11 protein-coding genes are annotated in these 16280 nt (G+C 66.1%); 9 read left to right on the top strand and 2 right to left on the bottom strand.

All coding sequences use genetic code 11. The annotated features are described in order from the left end of the window. The 8 genes from ACOCMM_RS01335 to ACOCMM_RS01370 all read left to right on the top strand — a co-directional run bounded on the left by ACOCMM_RS01335 (nucleotide 1) and on the right by ACOCMM_RS01370 (nucleotide 12083). The gene (locus tag ACOCMM_RS01335) at nucleotides 1–408 is read left to right on the top strand and encodes a RidA family protein (protein WP_419551411.1); all 408 of its coding nucleotides are present in this window, start codon (nucleotides 1–3) and stop codon (nucleotides 406–408) included. 55 nt (nucleotides 409–463) lie between these two features. Beyond that, complete coding sequence (locus tag ACOCMM_RS01340; RefSeq protein ID WP_419551412.1) at nucleotides 464–4195, top strand: hydantoinase B/oxoprolinase family protein; 3732 nt, start codon at nucleotides 464–466, stop codon at nucleotides 4193–4195. A gap of 20 nt (nucleotides 4196–4215) precedes the next feature. Further along, a complete protein-coding gene (locus tag ACOCMM_RS01345) occupies nucleotides 4216–5439 on the top strand; it encodes an acyl-CoA dehydrogenase family protein (protein WP_419551413.1) in 1224 nt (407 codons plus the stop codon). Between the two features lie 144 nt (nucleotides 5440–5583). Beyond that, complete coding sequence (locus ACOCMM_RS01350) at nucleotides 5584–7911, top strand: beta-propeller domain-containing protein (protein WP_419551414.1); 2328 nt, start codon at nucleotides 5584–5586, stop codon at nucleotides 7909–7911. A 48-nt stretch (nucleotides 7912–7959) separates the two neighbouring features. Next, the gene (locus ACOCMM_RS01355) at nucleotides 7960–8895 is read left to right on the top strand and encodes a PAC2 family protein (RefSeq protein WP_419551415.1); all 936 of its coding nucleotides are present in this window, start codon (nucleotides 7960–7962) and stop codon (nucleotides 8893–8895) included. A gap of 70 nt (nucleotides 8896–8965) precedes the next feature. Next, nucleotides 8966–10078, top strand: coding sequence for a chorismate synthase (gene aroC, locus ACOCMM_RS01360; RefSeq protein ID WP_419551416.1), 1113 nt, complete (start codon nucleotides 8966–8968; stop codon nucleotides 10076–10078). A gap of 13 nt (nucleotides 10079–10091) precedes the next feature. Continuing rightward, the gene (locus ACOCMM_RS01365; RefSeq protein ID WP_419551417.1) at nucleotides 10092–10832 is read left to right on the top strand and encodes a sulfite exporter TauE/SafE family protein; all 741 of its coding nucleotides are present in this window, start codon (nucleotides 10092–10094) and stop codon (nucleotides 10830–10832) included. Between the two features lie 96 nt (nucleotides 10833–10928). Next, nucleotides 10929–12083: a MalY/PatB family protein gene (locus tag ACOCMM_RS01370; protein WP_419551418.1), complete on the top strand. Its 1155-nt coding sequence runs from the start codon at nucleotides 10929–10931 to the stop codon at nucleotides 12081–12083. Nucleotides 12084–12088: 5 nt separating this feature from the next. Here ACOCMM_RS01370 and ACOCMM_RS01375 read toward each other — a convergent pair whose 3' ends face one another. Further along, complete coding sequence (locus ACOCMM_RS01375) at nucleotides 12089–12625, bottom strand: hypothetical protein (RefSeq protein ID WP_419551419.1); 537 nt, start codon at nucleotides 12623–12625, stop codon at nucleotides 12089–12091. Between the two features lie 228 nt (nucleotides 12626–12853). Between ACOCMM_RS01375 and ACOCMM_RS01380 the strand changes: the two genes are divergently transcribed. Then, nucleotides 12854–15784 carry a hypothetical protein gene (locus tag ACOCMM_RS01380; protein ID WP_419551420.1) on the top strand — a complete coding sequence of 977 codons (2931 nt, stop codon included), beginning with the start codon at nucleotides 12854–12856 and terminating at the stop codon, nucleotides 15782–15784. A gap of 3 nt (nucleotides 15785–15787) precedes the next feature. Here ACOCMM_RS01380 and ACOCMM_RS01385 read toward each other — a convergent pair whose 3' ends face one another. After that, a complete protein-coding gene (locus ACOCMM_RS01385; RefSeq protein ID WP_419551421.1) occupies nucleotides 15788–16255 on the bottom strand; it encodes a hypothetical protein in 468 nt (155 codons plus the stop codon). Nucleotides 16256–16280: the final 25 nt, after the last annotated feature.

Below are 16280 nucleotides of genomic sequence, written 5' to 3' on the forward strand. Positions count from 1 at the left end.
ATGACCACACCGCACCGGCTGATCAGTCCGGATTCCATGGCGCCGTCCCCCGGCTTCGCCCACGCCGTCGTCCCCGCGGACGGGCGAACCGTCTACATCGCCGGGCAGATTTCTTCGGACCCGACCGGAACCGTCGTCGGCGACACGTTCGCCGAGCAGTACGACGTGGCGCTGGGCAACGTCGTCGAGGCGCTGGCACACGCCGGCGGCGAAGCCCACCACATCGTGTCGCTCGTCGTGTATGCCACCGACGTGCAGGCGTACCGTGACGACCGCCGTGGGGTGGGTGCCGCCCACCGCGAGCACCTCGATCGTCATTTCCCGGCGATGGCAGTGCTCGGCACGACCGCCCTGTTCGAGCCCGCAGCCATGGTCGAGATCATCGCTACAGCGGTCGTTCCCGACTGAGCGAGACAACAGCCGTGCCGCGGACCGCTGAGGTGACGACACCTAGGGTCAACAGATGAGCCAATCGCCGGATGGCTGGGACTTCTGGGTCGACCGAGGGGGCACGTTCACCGACGTCGTGGCCCGCCGTCCCGACGGCAGCCTCGTCACGCACAAGCTGCTGAGCGAGGACTCGCGCCGCTACGACGACGCTGCCACCACCGCCATCGCGGACCTGCTCGGCGTGCCGCGGGGCGAACCGCTGCCACCCGAGCGGATCAGGTCCGTGAAGATGGGCACCACGGTCGCCACCAATGCGCTCCTGCAACGGCGTGGCGTGCCGACGCTGTTCGTGACGACCGCAGGGTTCGGCGACGTGCTGCGCATCGGGTACCAGACCCGCCCGCACCTGTTCAAGCTCGACATCGTCCTGCCCGAGATGCTCTACGCCGAGGTGCTTGAGGTCTCTGAGCGCATCGCTGCCGACGGCACAGTGCTGCGAGAGTTGGACCTGCCCGCTGCCGTCGCTGGCATGACTGCGGCACGTGAGCGCGGCATGACTGCAGTCGCGATCGTGCTGGTACACGGCTATCGCTACCCCGATCATGAAGCGGCCTTAGCCGCTGCAGCCCGCAAAATCGGCTTCGAGCAGGTCTCGGTCAGCCATGAGGTTGACCCGCTCGTCAAGATCGTCCCCCGGGGCGACACCACCGTTGCGGACGCCTACCTGTCGCCGATCTTGCGCAGCTACGTCGACGCTGTGGCGTCGAGGATCGGAAACAGCGACGCTGTGGCGTCGAGGATCGGAAACAGCGACGCTGTGGCGTCGAGGATCGGAAACAGCGACGCTGTGGCGTCGGCGGAGGGTCCGCAGCTGCAGTTCATGCAGTCGAATGGCGGCCTGGCCGATGCTCGTCGATTCACCGGCCGCGATGCGCTGCTGTCGGGACCAGCCGGCGGTGTCGTAGGCATGGCGCGCACCGCCGGGGCGGCGGGTTTCTCCCAGCTCATCGGCTTCGACATGGGCGGCACGTCAACCGACGTCTCGCACTTTGCCGGCGAGTTCGAGCGGGCCAACGAGACCGAGGTGGCGGGCATCCGCGTGCGCACTCCCATCATCGACATGCACACGGTGGCGGCTGGAGGCGGGTCGCTGCTCACCTTCGACGGCAGCCGCTTGCGTGTCGGTCCCGAATCGGCCGGCGCCGACCCCGGACCGGCGAGCTACGGCAACGGCGGCCCGCTTGCCCTCACCGACGCTAACGTCACCCTGGGCGTGATCCGGCCCGAGTTCTTCCCGTCGCTGTTCGGCCCTGACGGGACGCAGTCGCTCGACGTGGCTGCCGCCGCCGATGGCATTGCCGAGCTGGCCGCCCAGATCGCGCAGGCCACCGGCGTGCAGCGCATCGCTGCCGAGGTGGCCTTCGGGTACGGCGAGATCGCGGCGGAGAACATGTCCAACGCGATCCGCAAGATCAGCACCGAGCGGGGCCACGACATCACCGCCTACACGCTGGTCTGCTTCGGCGGCGCCGGCGGCCAGCACGCCTGCCGGGTGGCAGATCGGCTCGGCATCACCACGATCCTCATCCATCCCCACGCTGGGGTGCTGTCCGCGCTGGGCATCGGGCTGGCTGACGTCACCGAGTTGCGCGCTGAGCCGATCGAGGCCTCGCTGGACAGCGAGCTCATCGACGCGCTGCATCGGCGGCTCGCCGCAGCCAGCCCGACCGCAGTCGAGGCTGTGGCCGCTGCGGGGGTGTCGCAGGACCGCATCGATGTCACCGGGCGTCTGGCAGTTCGCTACCGCGGTTCTGACACGACGCTCGAAGTGCTTCTGGGCTCAGCCGACGAGGTAGCGAGCGAATTCGCAGCAGTACACCGGACGAGATTCGGGTTCAGCGCACCAGATCAGGCGTTGGTGGTTGACGCACTGCACATCGAAGCCCGCGGCCAGGCAGTCGATCCGCCTCCGGCGACTCCGCCCGAGGGTGACCGTGAGGCGCTGTTGGCCACGCACCCCACCTATATGAGCGCGGAAGCCCCGCCGGGCTGTGCTCAGTACGACACACCCTTCTGGGACCGCACCGCGCTGGCCCCCGGAGCAGTCATGGCTGGCCCCGCGGTCATCGTCGAACCGAACGCCACCACCGTGATCGAACCGGGCTGGCAGGGCACGATCACCGACCGCGGCGATCTCGTGCTCGAACGTGTCGTGGCTCGACCGTCACGGGTCGCGATCGGCACCAGCGTCGATCCGGTGCAGCTCGAGATCTTCAACAACCTGTTCATGAACATCGCCGAGCAGATGGGCGTTGTGCTCGAGCACACCGCGGTGTCGGTGAACATCAAGGAGCGGCGCGACTTCAGCTGCGCGCTCTTCGACACCGCCGGCCAGCTCGTCGCCAACGCGCCGCACCTGCCGGTGCACTTGGGCTCGATGAGCGAGTCCATCCGCACGGTCATCACCCAGAACCCGACGATGTCGCCCGGTGACGTGTACGTCCTGAACAACCCGTACAACGGCGGCACCCACCTGCCTGACGTGACCGTCGTGCGGCCCGTGTTCGATGCCTCAGGCACGGATCGGATCTTCTATGTGGCCTCCCGCGGCCACCATGCCGACATCGGCGGCTGCGTGCCCGGTTCGGCGCCCGCTGACTCGACCACCATCGACGAGGAAGGGCTCGTCCTCGACAACCTCCAGATCGTGGCCGGGGGCCGCTTTCTCGAAGAGCAGGTCCGCGACGTGCTCGCCAGCGGCCCGTGGCCGGCCCGCAACCCCGATCAGAACATCGCCGACCTGCGAGCCCAGGTCGCCGCCTGCGAGCGCGGCGCCGCCGAGCTGGCACGGATCGTCGACTACTACGGGCTCGAGGTCGTGCACGCCTATATGAGCCATGTCGCCGACAACGCCGAAGAGATGGTGCGGCGGGTGATCGACGCTCTAGGCAATAGCAACTATCGGGGCAGCTATCAGCTCGAACTCGATGACGGCAGCGTCATCTGCGTTCGCATCTCGGTGGATCGCTCGGCACGGGGAGCTGTCGTCGACTTCACCGGGACCAGCGGGCAGCACCCTGGCAACTTCAATGCACCCACGGCGGTCTGCCGGTCGGCGGTGTTGTACGTGTTCCGCTGCATGGTCGACGACGCCATTCCGCTCAATGCGGGCTGCCTGCGCCCTCTGGAACTCGTCGTGCCTGATCCCTCGATGCTGTCGCCGCATCCGCCTGCAGCGGTCATCGCCGGCAACGTCGAGACGTCCCAGCAGATCACCGATGCGCTGTTCGGCGCCCTCGGCGTGGTGGCGGCCTCGCAGGGCACGATGAACAACTTCATCTGGGGCAATGCGCAGCACCAGTACTACGAGACGATCTGCGGTGGCGCGGGGGCCACTGCGCGCCGGCCCGGCGCCGATGCGGTGCATACCCACATGACCAACACCCGTCTCACCGACCCTGAGATCCTCGAACAGCGCCACCCGGTGCTGCTGGAGCGGTTTGAGGTGCGGCGGGGCTCGGGCGGCGCAGGGGCGAACCGGGGCGGCGACGGCGTGGTGCGCCGGCTGCGCTTCGGCGAGGCAATGACGGTCAACCTGCTCAGCTCGCGTCGGCGGATCGAGCCATTCGGTGTCGCCGGCGGCCGGCCCGGCGCCCTCGGCCGGAATCTGCTGGAGCGATCCGATGGCGCCGTGACTGAGCTGGCTGGGTGCGCCCGCGTCGAAGTGGATGCGGGCGATGTCATGGAGATCCACACACCGGGCGGCGGGGGCTACGGCCCACCACCGCTTGGGAGCAAACGCTGACAAATGCAAGGGTGAGAGCGATGAGTGACGTACTGCTGACGCCCGACCGAGCGGAATTGGTCGCCCGGGTGGCGAAATTGGGTCCTGCGTTTGGCGAGCGTGCCGCAGAGCACGACCGCGACGCCAGCTTCCCGCATCGCAACTGGGCTGACCTGGCCGACGCCGGGTTCTTGGGCCTGTGCGTCCCGAAGTCTGCCGGCGGCCTCGGCGCGGATTTCGTGGGCTACGCGCTGGTGGCCGAGGAGATGGGACGGCACTGCGCAACGACCGCGTTGACGTTCAACATGCATACCGCGACGGCGCTGCTGGCCGGACCGATTGCGGAATCGCTGCTCGCCGGCCCCAACGGCCGCGCGTTGGATCCCGACGGGCGGATGGCTGCCCACCTCGAAGCGAATCGGCCGCAGTTGTGGCACGGCATGATCCACGACGGCACCATCCACTCCCAGCCCTTCTCCGAGGGACAGGCACCGGGGGCTCGCGCAGGTTTCAGCACCATTGCTGTGGTGACCGACGGCGGCTATGTGGTGACCGGCCGCAAGATCTTCGCCTCGCTGAGCGGCGCGGCACACCGGCACAACGTGCTCGCCGTGGTGGAGGGCGATCCCCACCTTCGCCTGCTGGGCGTGCCCGCCGACGGTGAAGGCGTCGAGATCGTGGGCGACTGGGATCCGCTGGGGATGCGCGGCACCGACTCGCGCACGCTGCTGATGGACAACGTGTTCGTGCCGGCTGCGAACGAAGTGCTGCCACCCGGGATGTTCAACGCGATGGTGTCGCGCTTCCCGCAGTTCTACATGAGCCTGTCGTTCAGCTACCTGGGGCTGATGCGAGCCATCCTGGACACCACGCGGACCTATCTGCGCGGCGAGTCCGGTGTGAAGGCGTCTCGGGATCACCCGATCAAGCAGACCGGCTGGGCGCAGCTGCAGCTCATCTACGACCGAGCGCAGGCGATGACCTACCGCGTGCTCGGCGAAATCTGCGCGGACCCCGGCCCTGAACAGCTGCGCCGTGCCCAGGTGGCGACGATCACCACGATGGAGAGCGCCCCCGAGATGGCGTCGCTGGCACTGCGCACCTGCGGCGGCCGGTCGTTGCTGCGACCGGGCAGGCTCGAACAGCACTACCGAGATGCCCGCTGCGGCGCCACGATGCTGCCGTGGAGCACCGAGGAACTGCTCGTGCGGCTCGGCCGCAACGGCCTCTACGACACCGACGGCAATGACCCTGACCCGGCCTGACCACCCGGCCGGACCACTCAGCGGGTCGTCGCTGCGTCCGGATCGCTGACACCGAACTGTAACGATGGCGTCGGAACGTCAATCCGCCGCAATGACTCTGTCTCTGTGATGACCCACTCGAAGATGCGTCATGCATCGAAGCCGATGTCTGGCCGACTGCTGATCGTGCTCCTCACCGCGGGGCTGTTTGCGGCCGCTTGCACCAGCGACTCCGCCGATGCTCCGGCCGGAGATTCCGCTGCGCCCACAACGAGCCCGTCGACGGCAACCGACGGTGAGCAACCTGACGCGCCCACTACTGAGGACCCCGACGCCGAGATGCCGAGCGATGACGCTTTAGACACTGCTGCGGGAGACGCCGGCGTCAATGACGATTCGTCTGGCGAGGTTTCTGAGCAGGAACGCATTGCGGCTGAAGAAGAGCGACAACGCGTCGAAGAGGAACGAAGGCGTCGCGAGGCGGAGGAACGGCTGAGGCGCCAGCGCGAGGCGGACGGCGCACAGACTGCGTCGTTGGAGCGGTTCAGCGACTGTGGCCCTTTGCTCGACTATGTCCATGCGAACGCGGCGCAAGCCGTCGGCCCGTGGGGCCTTGGCGACGGCTTCGGCATCGAGGGGGAGCGCCTCGAGGAGGGCGCGATTGCCGTTGACGAAGCGGCCTCGGGCGACTTCGCGTCATTGCAGGCAGGCGTCGACTTCAGCACCTCCAACGTGCAAGAAGCGGGCATCGACGAACCCGACGTGCTCAAGACCGACGGCGAGCGAATCGTCTTCGCGAGCGAGAACCGGGTGCATGTCGTGGACGTGACCGGCGCTGAGCCTGAGCTGGTCGCGTCGCTGACGCTCGGCGATCACTGGGGCTCGAGACTGCTGCTGCACGGTAATCGGGTGTTCGTGTTCTCATCGCGCTGGGACGTCATCGTGCCGCTCGAGCGCGATGCTGACGGTGCCCTCGCAGCGATTCCTGTCGCGCCGGAACCCGACTGGGGCCCCACGACCGAGGTTGTCGAGATCGACTTGGCTGGCTCGACCCCGTCGATCGTGCGGCGGCTGAGTATCGAAGGCAACTACGTCAGCGCCCGAATGACCGAGGGCGTTGTGCGCATCGTTACCAGCTCGAGGCCGCGTGCCATCCCGTGGGCTGTCCCGCGAGAGGTTGGCAGAACCGCTGAGGAGCAGGCAGCCAAGACGAACCGGGAGGTCGTCGCCAGCACCACGGTCGATCATTGGCTTCCGCGCTACAACTTGTCCGATTCCGCCAGCGCGACCCTTGTGTTCGGTCGCCTTGTCCAGTGCGACCGCGTCTGGGCTCCCGCTCACTACTCAGGCCCGGGCACGCTGAGCGTCACCACGATCGACATCGCTGCAGACGGCCTGGAGGGGTCGTTGGACACTACGTCGATCATGTCGGACGGCAGCACCGTGTACGCCTCGCCGGAGCACCTGTACGTGACGACGACCCGATGGTTCAACTGGCATACCCAGCCACAGGGTCCCGATGACGGCACGCTCGCCGAGACCGAGATCCACGTCTTCGACACCGGCGATGTGCTCTCGAGCCACTACGTCGGGTCGGCGACGGTGACCGGCACCGCGCTGAACCAGTACTCGATGTCCTCCCATGAGGGCCACCTGAGGATCGCGACCACGACGATCCCGCCGTGGCGCTTCGAGGGTGGGCCCGACTCTGAGAGCCTCGTGACGGTGTTCGCCGTTGACGCCGGCGGCCTGTCCCAAGTCGGTCAGATCGGCGGGCTCGGCGTCGGCGAGCGGATCTTTGCGGTGCGGTACCTGGGTGACATCGCTGCGGTGGTGACGTTCCGCCAGACGGATCCGCTGTACATCATCGACCTGACTGACCCAGCTTTGCCGACGGTGCGGGGCGAACTCAAGATTCACGGCTATTCGGCCTATCTGCATCCGGTCGGCGCCGACCGGTTGCTCGGCGTCGGCCAGGACGCCGACGAAGAAGGCCGAACTCTCGGCACCCAGGTGTCGCTGTTCGATATTTCTGATTTGGATCGGCCCAAACGCATCGCCCAGTGGACAGCGCCGGGTGGCCGCAGCCAGGTGGAATTCGATGCGCTCGCGTTCCTGTACTGGCCCCCAACCGGTCTCGCGGTGCTGCCCATGAACCAGTACCCGAACGACGAGAACGAAGGTGATCCTCCGTTTCTCGGTGCCGTGGCGCTCACAACCGTTGACGACGAGCTGTCTGAATTCGGCCGCTTCAGTCATGCGGACCCGCCGCTGCGCAAGTGCCGCGAATCCCGAGAGATCACGGTCCGCCCCGACGGCACTGAGGAAGTCGGCCCCTTCGAACGCTATTGCTGGTACGACGTCGACTACGAGGCGCGAGTTGCCGGGAGCGCAGTGATCGCCGGCCGGCTGTACCTCGCATCGAACAAGGCGCTCGAATCAATCGAGCTGGGATCAACCGAGCGCATCTCGCTGCTGCGGTGGGCTGACTGAGCGCGAATTCCTGGCGCGATCGGGTCGATTATGGGCCATAGTGATGTCATGGGTCACAGTGATGCCACCGATGGGGCTGATCACGCCGCGAAGCGGCAGATAGTCGTCTGGGATGGCGCGCCAAAGCTGGCTCATCCGCTTCTGCTGGTGGCGTTCGAGGGCTGGTTCGACGCCGGTGAGTGCGCCACTGGTGCGCTGTCGTGGATCCGCGACCGCAGCGAAGCCCGGCGCGTCTGCCACATCGACCCAGAAGAATTCTTCGACTTCCAGGAAAGCCGACCCCACATCGAGATCACATCCACCGGAGAGCGCCATATCCGCTGGCCGGAGATCGAGTGCCATGTGGTGCCCGCTGCCCCGCCGCACGATCTCGTGCTCCTGTCGGGCATCGAGCCGCGCATGCGCTGGCGCACGTTTTGCACCGGTGTCGTGGAGATCGCCAGCGAGCTGGGTTGCGAGATGGTGGTGACGCTCGGGGCGATGGTCGCGGGCGTGGCGCATTCGCGGACCGCGTCGGTGAAGGGCAGTGCGGCCAATGCCGAGCTGGCCGCCCGGCTGGGTCTGGACCGGCCGACCTACCAGGGTCCAACCGGCATCATCGGCACGCTGCATGACGTGCTCGACCAGGCGTCGCTGCCGGTGGTGTCGCTGCGCGTGGGAGTGCCGCACTATGTGGCCGGGCCGCCGAACCCGAAGGGCACGAGAGCGCTGCTGGCCCATGTGGAGACGGTCACCGGCGTGAAGACTGGCTACAGCGAACTGGACTCCAGCGTGCAGGCTTGGGAGCAGCGGGTCAACGAGGCAGTGGCGCGTGACCCTGAGATCGTGTCGTACATCCAGCAGCTGGAAGCCGAAGCGGATCGCACTGCCGAAGAAAACCTGCCCAGCGGCGACGATCTGGCACAGGAGTTCCAGAGGTTCCTGGCCGAGCAGCGCCAGTCGGGGCCCAGCGATGGCGACAGCGACTCCGACAAGGCGGACTGAGCGGCACACGCCCAGGTTGCACGGGAAAAAGAACGGCGTCGGGCGCCAACCGCCGCCGTAGGGTTCTGCCATGGGCGGCAGCACGTTCGGGGAGCGTTTCGCGGTCACCACCTTCGGCGAATCCCATGGCGGAGCGCTGGGAGTGATCATCGACGGCTGCCCCGCGCGCATTGAGCTGAACGAAGCCGATGTGCAGGTCGATCTGGATCGCCGCCGTCCCGGCCAGAGCCGCCTGGTCACCCAGCGCGATGAAGCCGACAGGGTCACGATCCACTCGGGTGTCTTCGAGGGCCTGACGCTGGGGACGCCGATCGGCATGACGGTGGCGAACACCGATGCCCGGCCGGGTGCCTATGCGGACATGGCAGCCGTGTACCGGCCCAGCCACGCCGACTTCACCACCGAGGCCAAGTACGGAATCCGCAATTGGCAGGGGGGCGGCCGGGCTTCTGCTCGCGAGACCGTCGGCCGGGTGGCGGCAGGCGCCGTCGCCCGCAGGATTCTCTCGACGGTCGGCACCGAGGTGCTGGGCTGGGTCAGCTCGGTGCGCGACATCAACGCCGACGTTGATCCCGCGGCGCTGATGCGTGACGACGTCGAGGCCGACCCGACCCGATGCCCCGATCCCGCCGCTGCGGTCCGGATGACCGAGGCCATCGAGGCGGCCCGGCGCGACGGCGACTCGCTGGGAGGCGTCGTGGCCTGTGTGGCGCGTGGGGTTCCGGCTGGGCTGGGAGAGCCCGTGTTCGACAAGCTCGACGCCGAGCTGACCGGCGCGGTGATGTCACTGCCGGCGGCGAAGGGCGTCGAGATCGGCAGCGGCTTCGCCGGGACGCTGATGACCGGACGCCAGCACAACGATGAATTCGCACCGGGGCCCGACGGGCGACCGGTCACCGTCACCAATCGCAGCGGCGGCATCCAGGGCGGCATCAGCAACGGGGCCGACATCGTGCTGCGCGTCGCCTTCAAGCCCACCGCCACCATCGCGAGCGAGCAGAAGACCGTGACCAGCGCCGGTGAGCCCACGGTGCTGGCGGCTCGGGGCCGCCACGATCCGTGCGTGCTGCCCCGGGCGGTGCCGATGGTGGAGGCGATGGTCTGCCTCGTGCTGGCCGACCACCTGTTGCGACAGCAGACAACCCAGCTGGCACCCGGACCCGCAGCACAGACGCAGGGCTGATGGGCTCGTCCTGATGGACAGTCTGCAAATTGCGCTGGTGGCTGGTGCGGGCGTGGTGGCCGGCGTGGTGAACGCCATGGCGGGCGGCGGGTCGTTGTTGACCGTGAGTCTGCTGACGGTGGTCGGAGACCTCGGCGGGTTGGTCGCGAACGGCACGAATCGCATCGGCGTCCTGACTCAGAACGTGGCTTCCGTGGCCGGTTTTCGCCGTGAAGGCGTATCGGGTCTGGGCCAAGCCGTGCCGGTGCTCATACCGAGCCTGGTCGGCTCCTTGATTGGTGCATACGCGGTCTCGAACCTGCTCAGCGACACGGCATTCGAGCGCATCTTCGGAATCCTGATGGTGCCGTTGCTCATCCTGAGCCTGCGTCCACCGAAGGCGCGTGGCGACGACATCGTGTGGCCGAGGGCGCTGACCGTTGTGGTGTTCTTCGCGATCGGCCTGTACGGCGGCGCATTCCAGGTGGGCGTCGGCCTCATCTTGGTGCTTGCGCTGTCGCACGCCGGTCTGGACCTGGTGAATGCCAACGCGGTCAAGGTGGTGGTGATCGCCGTGCTGACTGCCGTGGCGGTTCCGGTGTTCATCCTGAACGACCAGGTGCACTGGGGTTTCGCCGTCATCGTTGCCGTGGGCTTCGCCGTCGGCGGCTGGCTGGGTGCCCGCTTGGCCGTACGCGGCGGGGAGCGGGTGATCCGCCCGGTCCTCGTCGTGGCCGTCGTCGGTCTGGCCGGCCGCATGCTCGGGCTCTATTGAGCCCGAGGTTGAACGCAGGGGGCTCTGTTAAGCCCGAGGTCCCCCACAGGGGCCTCTATTGGGCCCCGGCGGCGCTTCGCCGCATAGGGTCGCCCCGTGATCTTCGACTTGGACGCTGACCGAGTTCGCAACCGCCCGGGAATCAAGTGGGGCCGGCAGGGTCCTGACGTGCTGGCGGCCTGGGTTGCCGACATGGACTTGGAGCTGCCCGACGTTGTGCTGGACGCCGTCAAGGCACGCGTCGACACCGGCGGGCTGGGCTACGACTTCTACGACAAGCCGATCCCGGTGCTCGACGTGTTTGCGAAGCGCATGGGCGAGGCGTTCGGCTGGCAGGTCGAGGGGGCCGACACGGTGCGCGTGCACGACGTCATCCAGGGTCTCGAGCTGGCGATCACCTACTGCACGGAGTCCGGCGACGGGGTGATCTTCCAGACCCCGGCCTACCCGCCGTTCTTTTCCAGCGTGGAGGGACACGGCCGCCGGGTGGTGCCCGACCCGCTGATCTGCGATGACGACGGCTGGCATCTCGACCTCAACCACTTGGAATCAGCGGCGAGCGCCCCCGATGTGACCGCAGTCATCCTGTGCCAGCCCCACAACCCGTGCGGCATGGTGCTCGACGCCGACGACATCGCCGCCGTGGTCGATATCGCCGAACGTCACGACCTGGTCGTGATCTCCGACGAGATCCACTGCGACTTGGTGTACGCGCCGCGCCGACATATCCCGGTGGCGTCGGTCAGCGAGCTGGCCTCGGAGCGAACGGTGACCGTGACCGCGGCCACCAAGTCCTTCAACATGGCGGGGTTGCGGATGGCGTTCCTGCATTCGGCGTCATCACGCTACGGCCCGGTGATAACGGACATCCCGAAGCGGCTCATCGGCGGCATCGGGATTCTGGGCCAAGTGGCCACCGTGGCTGGCTGGACCGACGCGCTCGACTGGCTCGACGAGCTGGTCGCGGGCCTTGACCGCAACCGCCACCTGCTGGCCGATCTGCTGGCGGAGCGTCTGCCCGAAGTCCGCTACCGCCCGCCTGATGCCACCTACCTGGCCTGGTTCGACTGCACCGAACTCGGCCTCGGCGACGATCCGTCCGCGGTGTTCTTGGACAAGGGCGGGGTGTACCTGAATTCGGGTTTGGATTTCGGACCGGAGGGCGCAGGCCATGTGCGCCTCAACTTCGCCACCTCGCCAGCGATGCTCGACGAGGCCACCGCCCGCATGGCCAAGGCCATCGGCCGCTAGGGCACTCAGTCGTCGGCGATCTGCTCTGATTCGCCCTGGCGAGCCTCGGTGCCCTCGAGCACTTGTGCGACGGCCTGCCACCGATACTCAAGTTCCTCTGCGGCGAAGGGAACTTCGCCGCCGGCCGCCGGTGCCTGCGCGTCTTCGCTTTGGACCAGATCGATGACGCTTGTCAGATCCTCTTCCGCCAGCTTGCAAACATCTGCGATGCGGCCCACAACTCGTGCCGTCTCGACAGCGCATCCGTTTGATGCGAGGAGCTGCAAAGCGCGGGCTGTCGCCACCAGCATCTGCTTTGCTGCGTCGCACGCCACGCCATCGTCTTCGTAGTCGGACCCGCCAAACACATGGGTGGCGGGGACCAGCGATTGCCCGAAAGATAGGTCATCACGTATGGCCTCGTCGGTGACGCGCTCTGCGTCTTGGTGGATAAGAGTTCTGGCCGCGTGAAGCTTCAGAAGCTGGCTGTCGACGGCGCCTCGCAGGATGTTGTACGCCTCTTCGAGAGCCATGTACGCGCTCTCGAGCGCCCGAACTGTCAACCCGTACCTCCTCGACACTTTGACCGACTCGCCGTTCTCGCCAGACTTCCGTACAACTTGTCGTTGTCAGCTGCGTGTCGCAACCAGCGGCGAAGCATGGTCTCTTCGTGATCGGGCGTCGTCCCAATCCAAGCGGCTGCGCTCCGATACCGTGCCCACTTGAATGTCACACCGTGGCGCGAGAGTGATGCTCGACTGAGGACCCATCGCATCACCGAGAGGAATGGCATGTCCAGCCAAGATCGTGTAGGGCAGCAGATGGCAGCGCTGCTGAGTGCAGCAGGCGAGCAAGACATCCGCCGCAGGCTGGCGAATCTGCTGGCAGAGCTCGACGCTGGCGAGTACTCGCTCGAAGTGCGAGCCGGAACCGGCGCGGCTGATCTCGTTTGTCACGAATACCGCGTCGTCATCGAGACGAAGGCCCGCGGTGAAGCAGGCCCGGCGAAACTCAGAACCGGAACGACCGAGACACAGTTCGGTCAAGTCGCTCGCTACGTCGAAGCATTCGCCGATCGCCGGCTGGACCTCGGCGGTCAGCGGCCTTGGCGGGGATTCCTGACGGACGGCCGCGCGTGGTGGGGCTGGGAATGGCAGGCCCCTGCGGCTGGCGAATCCTCTGGCGCGGACAATCTCGTCGCGTTGCGGCATGTTCAAGGGGTGGTCTTCACGGACGACTTGGACGCCTTCCGCCAGTTCGTCGTCGAGCATCTGGCCCCTCCAGAACGTCGCGGCGCGCCGGCGCCTCCGTCGCCATTGCGGAAACTGTTCGATCCATTTCTGGCCGAGCTCCGAGTACTCTTGCCGACGGTTGAAACTGAACCGTTCTATGAGACGAAGTTCGGTTTGTGGCGGCGCACGCTTCAGGGGTCTGGCTTGGTCGGACCAGGTGCAATAGGTCAGGCGCACAACTTCGCTGAGCACACGATGCTCGTCGTGGCGGCCCGCATGATCGTGCTTGCAGCACAGGATGGCTCGGCCATCGATGAACTGCCCAAGGCTGTCGCAGACGGCTTCTGCGCGTGGCTAGGCGACTTCGATGCGGGCATCGATCTCTTGGAGCGCCTAGCCAATAGCGTGTCTCAATACGACTGGCGTGCCGCAGACCGAGATTTGCTGAAGGAGCTGTATCACGATCTAATCGACCGCGACGACCGCAAGGAATTTGGCGAGTACTACACGCCGGATTGGCTAGCTGCTGATGTTGTGGATCAGGTGCTCGTGAAGGATCCCGCCCGCTTGGATGCTGCGATCGGATCGGCAGCTCGAACACTCGAAACTGAGTCAGCTTCCGACTTGGCGGCAGAGCGGGCGTTTTCGATTCTCGACCCGGCCTGCGGTTCCGGCACATTTCTGTTCTGGTCAGCTAGAGCGGTCGCCAAACGCATCCGTTCCACGCACCCGCTGTTGGTCGGACGAACCAGGGAAATTGTGGCTGTAATGGTGACCGGACTCGACGTGCACCCCGTAGCCGTCGAGATGGCCAAGGCGACGCTTGCAACGGCACTGCCTCCTGGCGCGGCGGTGCCACTACGCGTCTATCTCGCCGATGCGTTATTGCATTCAGAGCAAGCGCAGAAGAACTTGGAGGGAACGCTCGGTCTGACTTCGGCTCAAGGTCAGCGCATCGACATCCCGGCTGCGGTCATCGAGTCTCCGCACGCCGACTTGCTCGTGCGCACGCTTGTTGACGCGGCCGTAGGAGAACGCAGCCTGGCTGTGGCAGATGCTGAGACTCAAGCCATGCTCAGCGGGGCAGTGGCTCAGCTTTCCGATGCAGTGGCCGACGAAGGCGATCATGTCTGGCGCTGGTATATCGGCAATCAAGTTGCACCGTCCGCTCTGGCTCGCAACAAAGTGATGGCAATTGTCGCCAACCCGCCGTGGCTGGTCGCCAACGACACACCTGCCGGAATGCGCAAAGATCAATTGGCCACGCTCAGTGAGCGGTATGGGTTGCGACCGAGAGCCAGGTGGTCGGCGAAGGGCGACTTGGCGTCGGTTTTCTCGGCGCGCGCAACCGATCTGTACTTGGAAGACGGTGGATCCTTCGGCCTTGTCCTGCCAGGCAGTGCACTCATCAATCAGACATGGAAGGCATGGCGCTCGGGAAACTGGGGCGCTACGAGGGTCGGCTTCGACTATGTGGCAAGTCTCGATGATGTGGAGCCACCACCATTCCGACACGCGCCCAACGGCACCTGTGTCGTCGTTGGCCGGCGGCTTCGTGAGGGCGCTCCCGAATGGGACGACGCAATGTTGCTGCGTTACTCGGGTGACCCCGAAATCCCGACCGTGACCAAAGTCGAGCGCCGCGAGAGCAGGCCATCGCCGTACGCGCGGCGATTCCGTCGCGGTGCCGTGGCATCACCGCTGGGCCTCTGCTTGGTGGTTGATCCGATCCAGCCGGGTCACAATGACACGGTCACGGTGAGAACGAAAGCGTCCACGAAGCTGCCTTGGAAGGGCGTGAGTTACGAGACCGTCGTCGAGACCACGGCGCTGGTGAGGACGTTGCGTGCGCAGACGCTTGCGCCGTTCGTGTGCTCACCCGATGCTTGGCTCATTGCGCCGCTCTCCAAGGATCGCCGCGCGGTCATGGCATTGAACGATGCTGAGTTTCGGTCGTCATTGCCGCGGACGCACGAGTACTGGACAATTGCTGAAGCCCGCTACGCGCGTGATCGGGCCAAGACTGCTGGGACGACATTGTCAGAAAACGTCGACTTTCAGCGCACGCTCACGAATCAGCTTGCAGCTGGAGCGTCCGAGCACAAGTGCAAGGTGTTCTACAACAAGTCCGGGGATTCGCTGCGGGCATGCCGGGGACCAGCCCGCCTCGTGGCCGATGACAAGTCTTACTGGTTCGTCGCCGCCTCGGTCGAAGAAGCGCTGTACCTGACGGGTGTGCTCAATGCCGAGTGTCTGCAAGATGCTTGGCGAGAGTCAAAGACCTCCAAGCTTCACTTCGACACCAATCCGCTCAAGCATGTCCCGGTGCCGGCCTTCGATCCGGATTCCGCGCTGCATGCTCGAATCGTGAGAGCTGCTCGTGAAGCCGAGCGGCGGCCGACAGCGCCTCGGGCTGCGCTGACCGAGGCGGTAGCAGAGATGGTGCCCGACTACGCGACCCTCGGCAGGCCAGCAACTGCCGAGTGCTGACGCTCATGACGCCGTACCGGGGGTATCGCGTTTCATTATGGGCTGGTAGGGCGGATTCTCGTCACACCAGTTGTGTAGACGCCGCTTGGCTTCCGTGACATTGTCGTCGTACCAAGCGTTGGGGTCCGTACTTGCAAGCTTGTTCCCTGCGAGCACGACGAGTGCTACCTCTCCGCTTGGCGCTGTGCAGTAGGCATACAGCAGGCGAACGACCGGGACGCCGCTATAGCTCTTGGGTCCGCGACCGCGGCTCATGTCAGGCCACCGCAGTTCGTGAAGGTCAAGTTCGGTGCCTCGGATGGACTTGGACTGAGGCGTCGAGAGTCCGCGACCGCGCTGTTCGAGTTCGAGGACGAGACGTTCTATGCCGTCTGCAGGTTGCTCGTTACGAAATGAGACACCACTGGCATTCGAGAGTGCACGCAGCCACGACGACACAGCCTCATGCAGAAAGACCTCGACCGCCGTCATGGACGGGTGCCGGTGACTGTGGCGA

This window comes from Candidatus Poriferisodalis sp. (genome assembly GCF_965198245.1).
In the GTDB taxonomy this organism is placed as follows: Bacteria; Actinomycetota; Acidimicrobiia; order Acidimicrobiales; family Poriferisodalaceae; genus Poriferisodalis.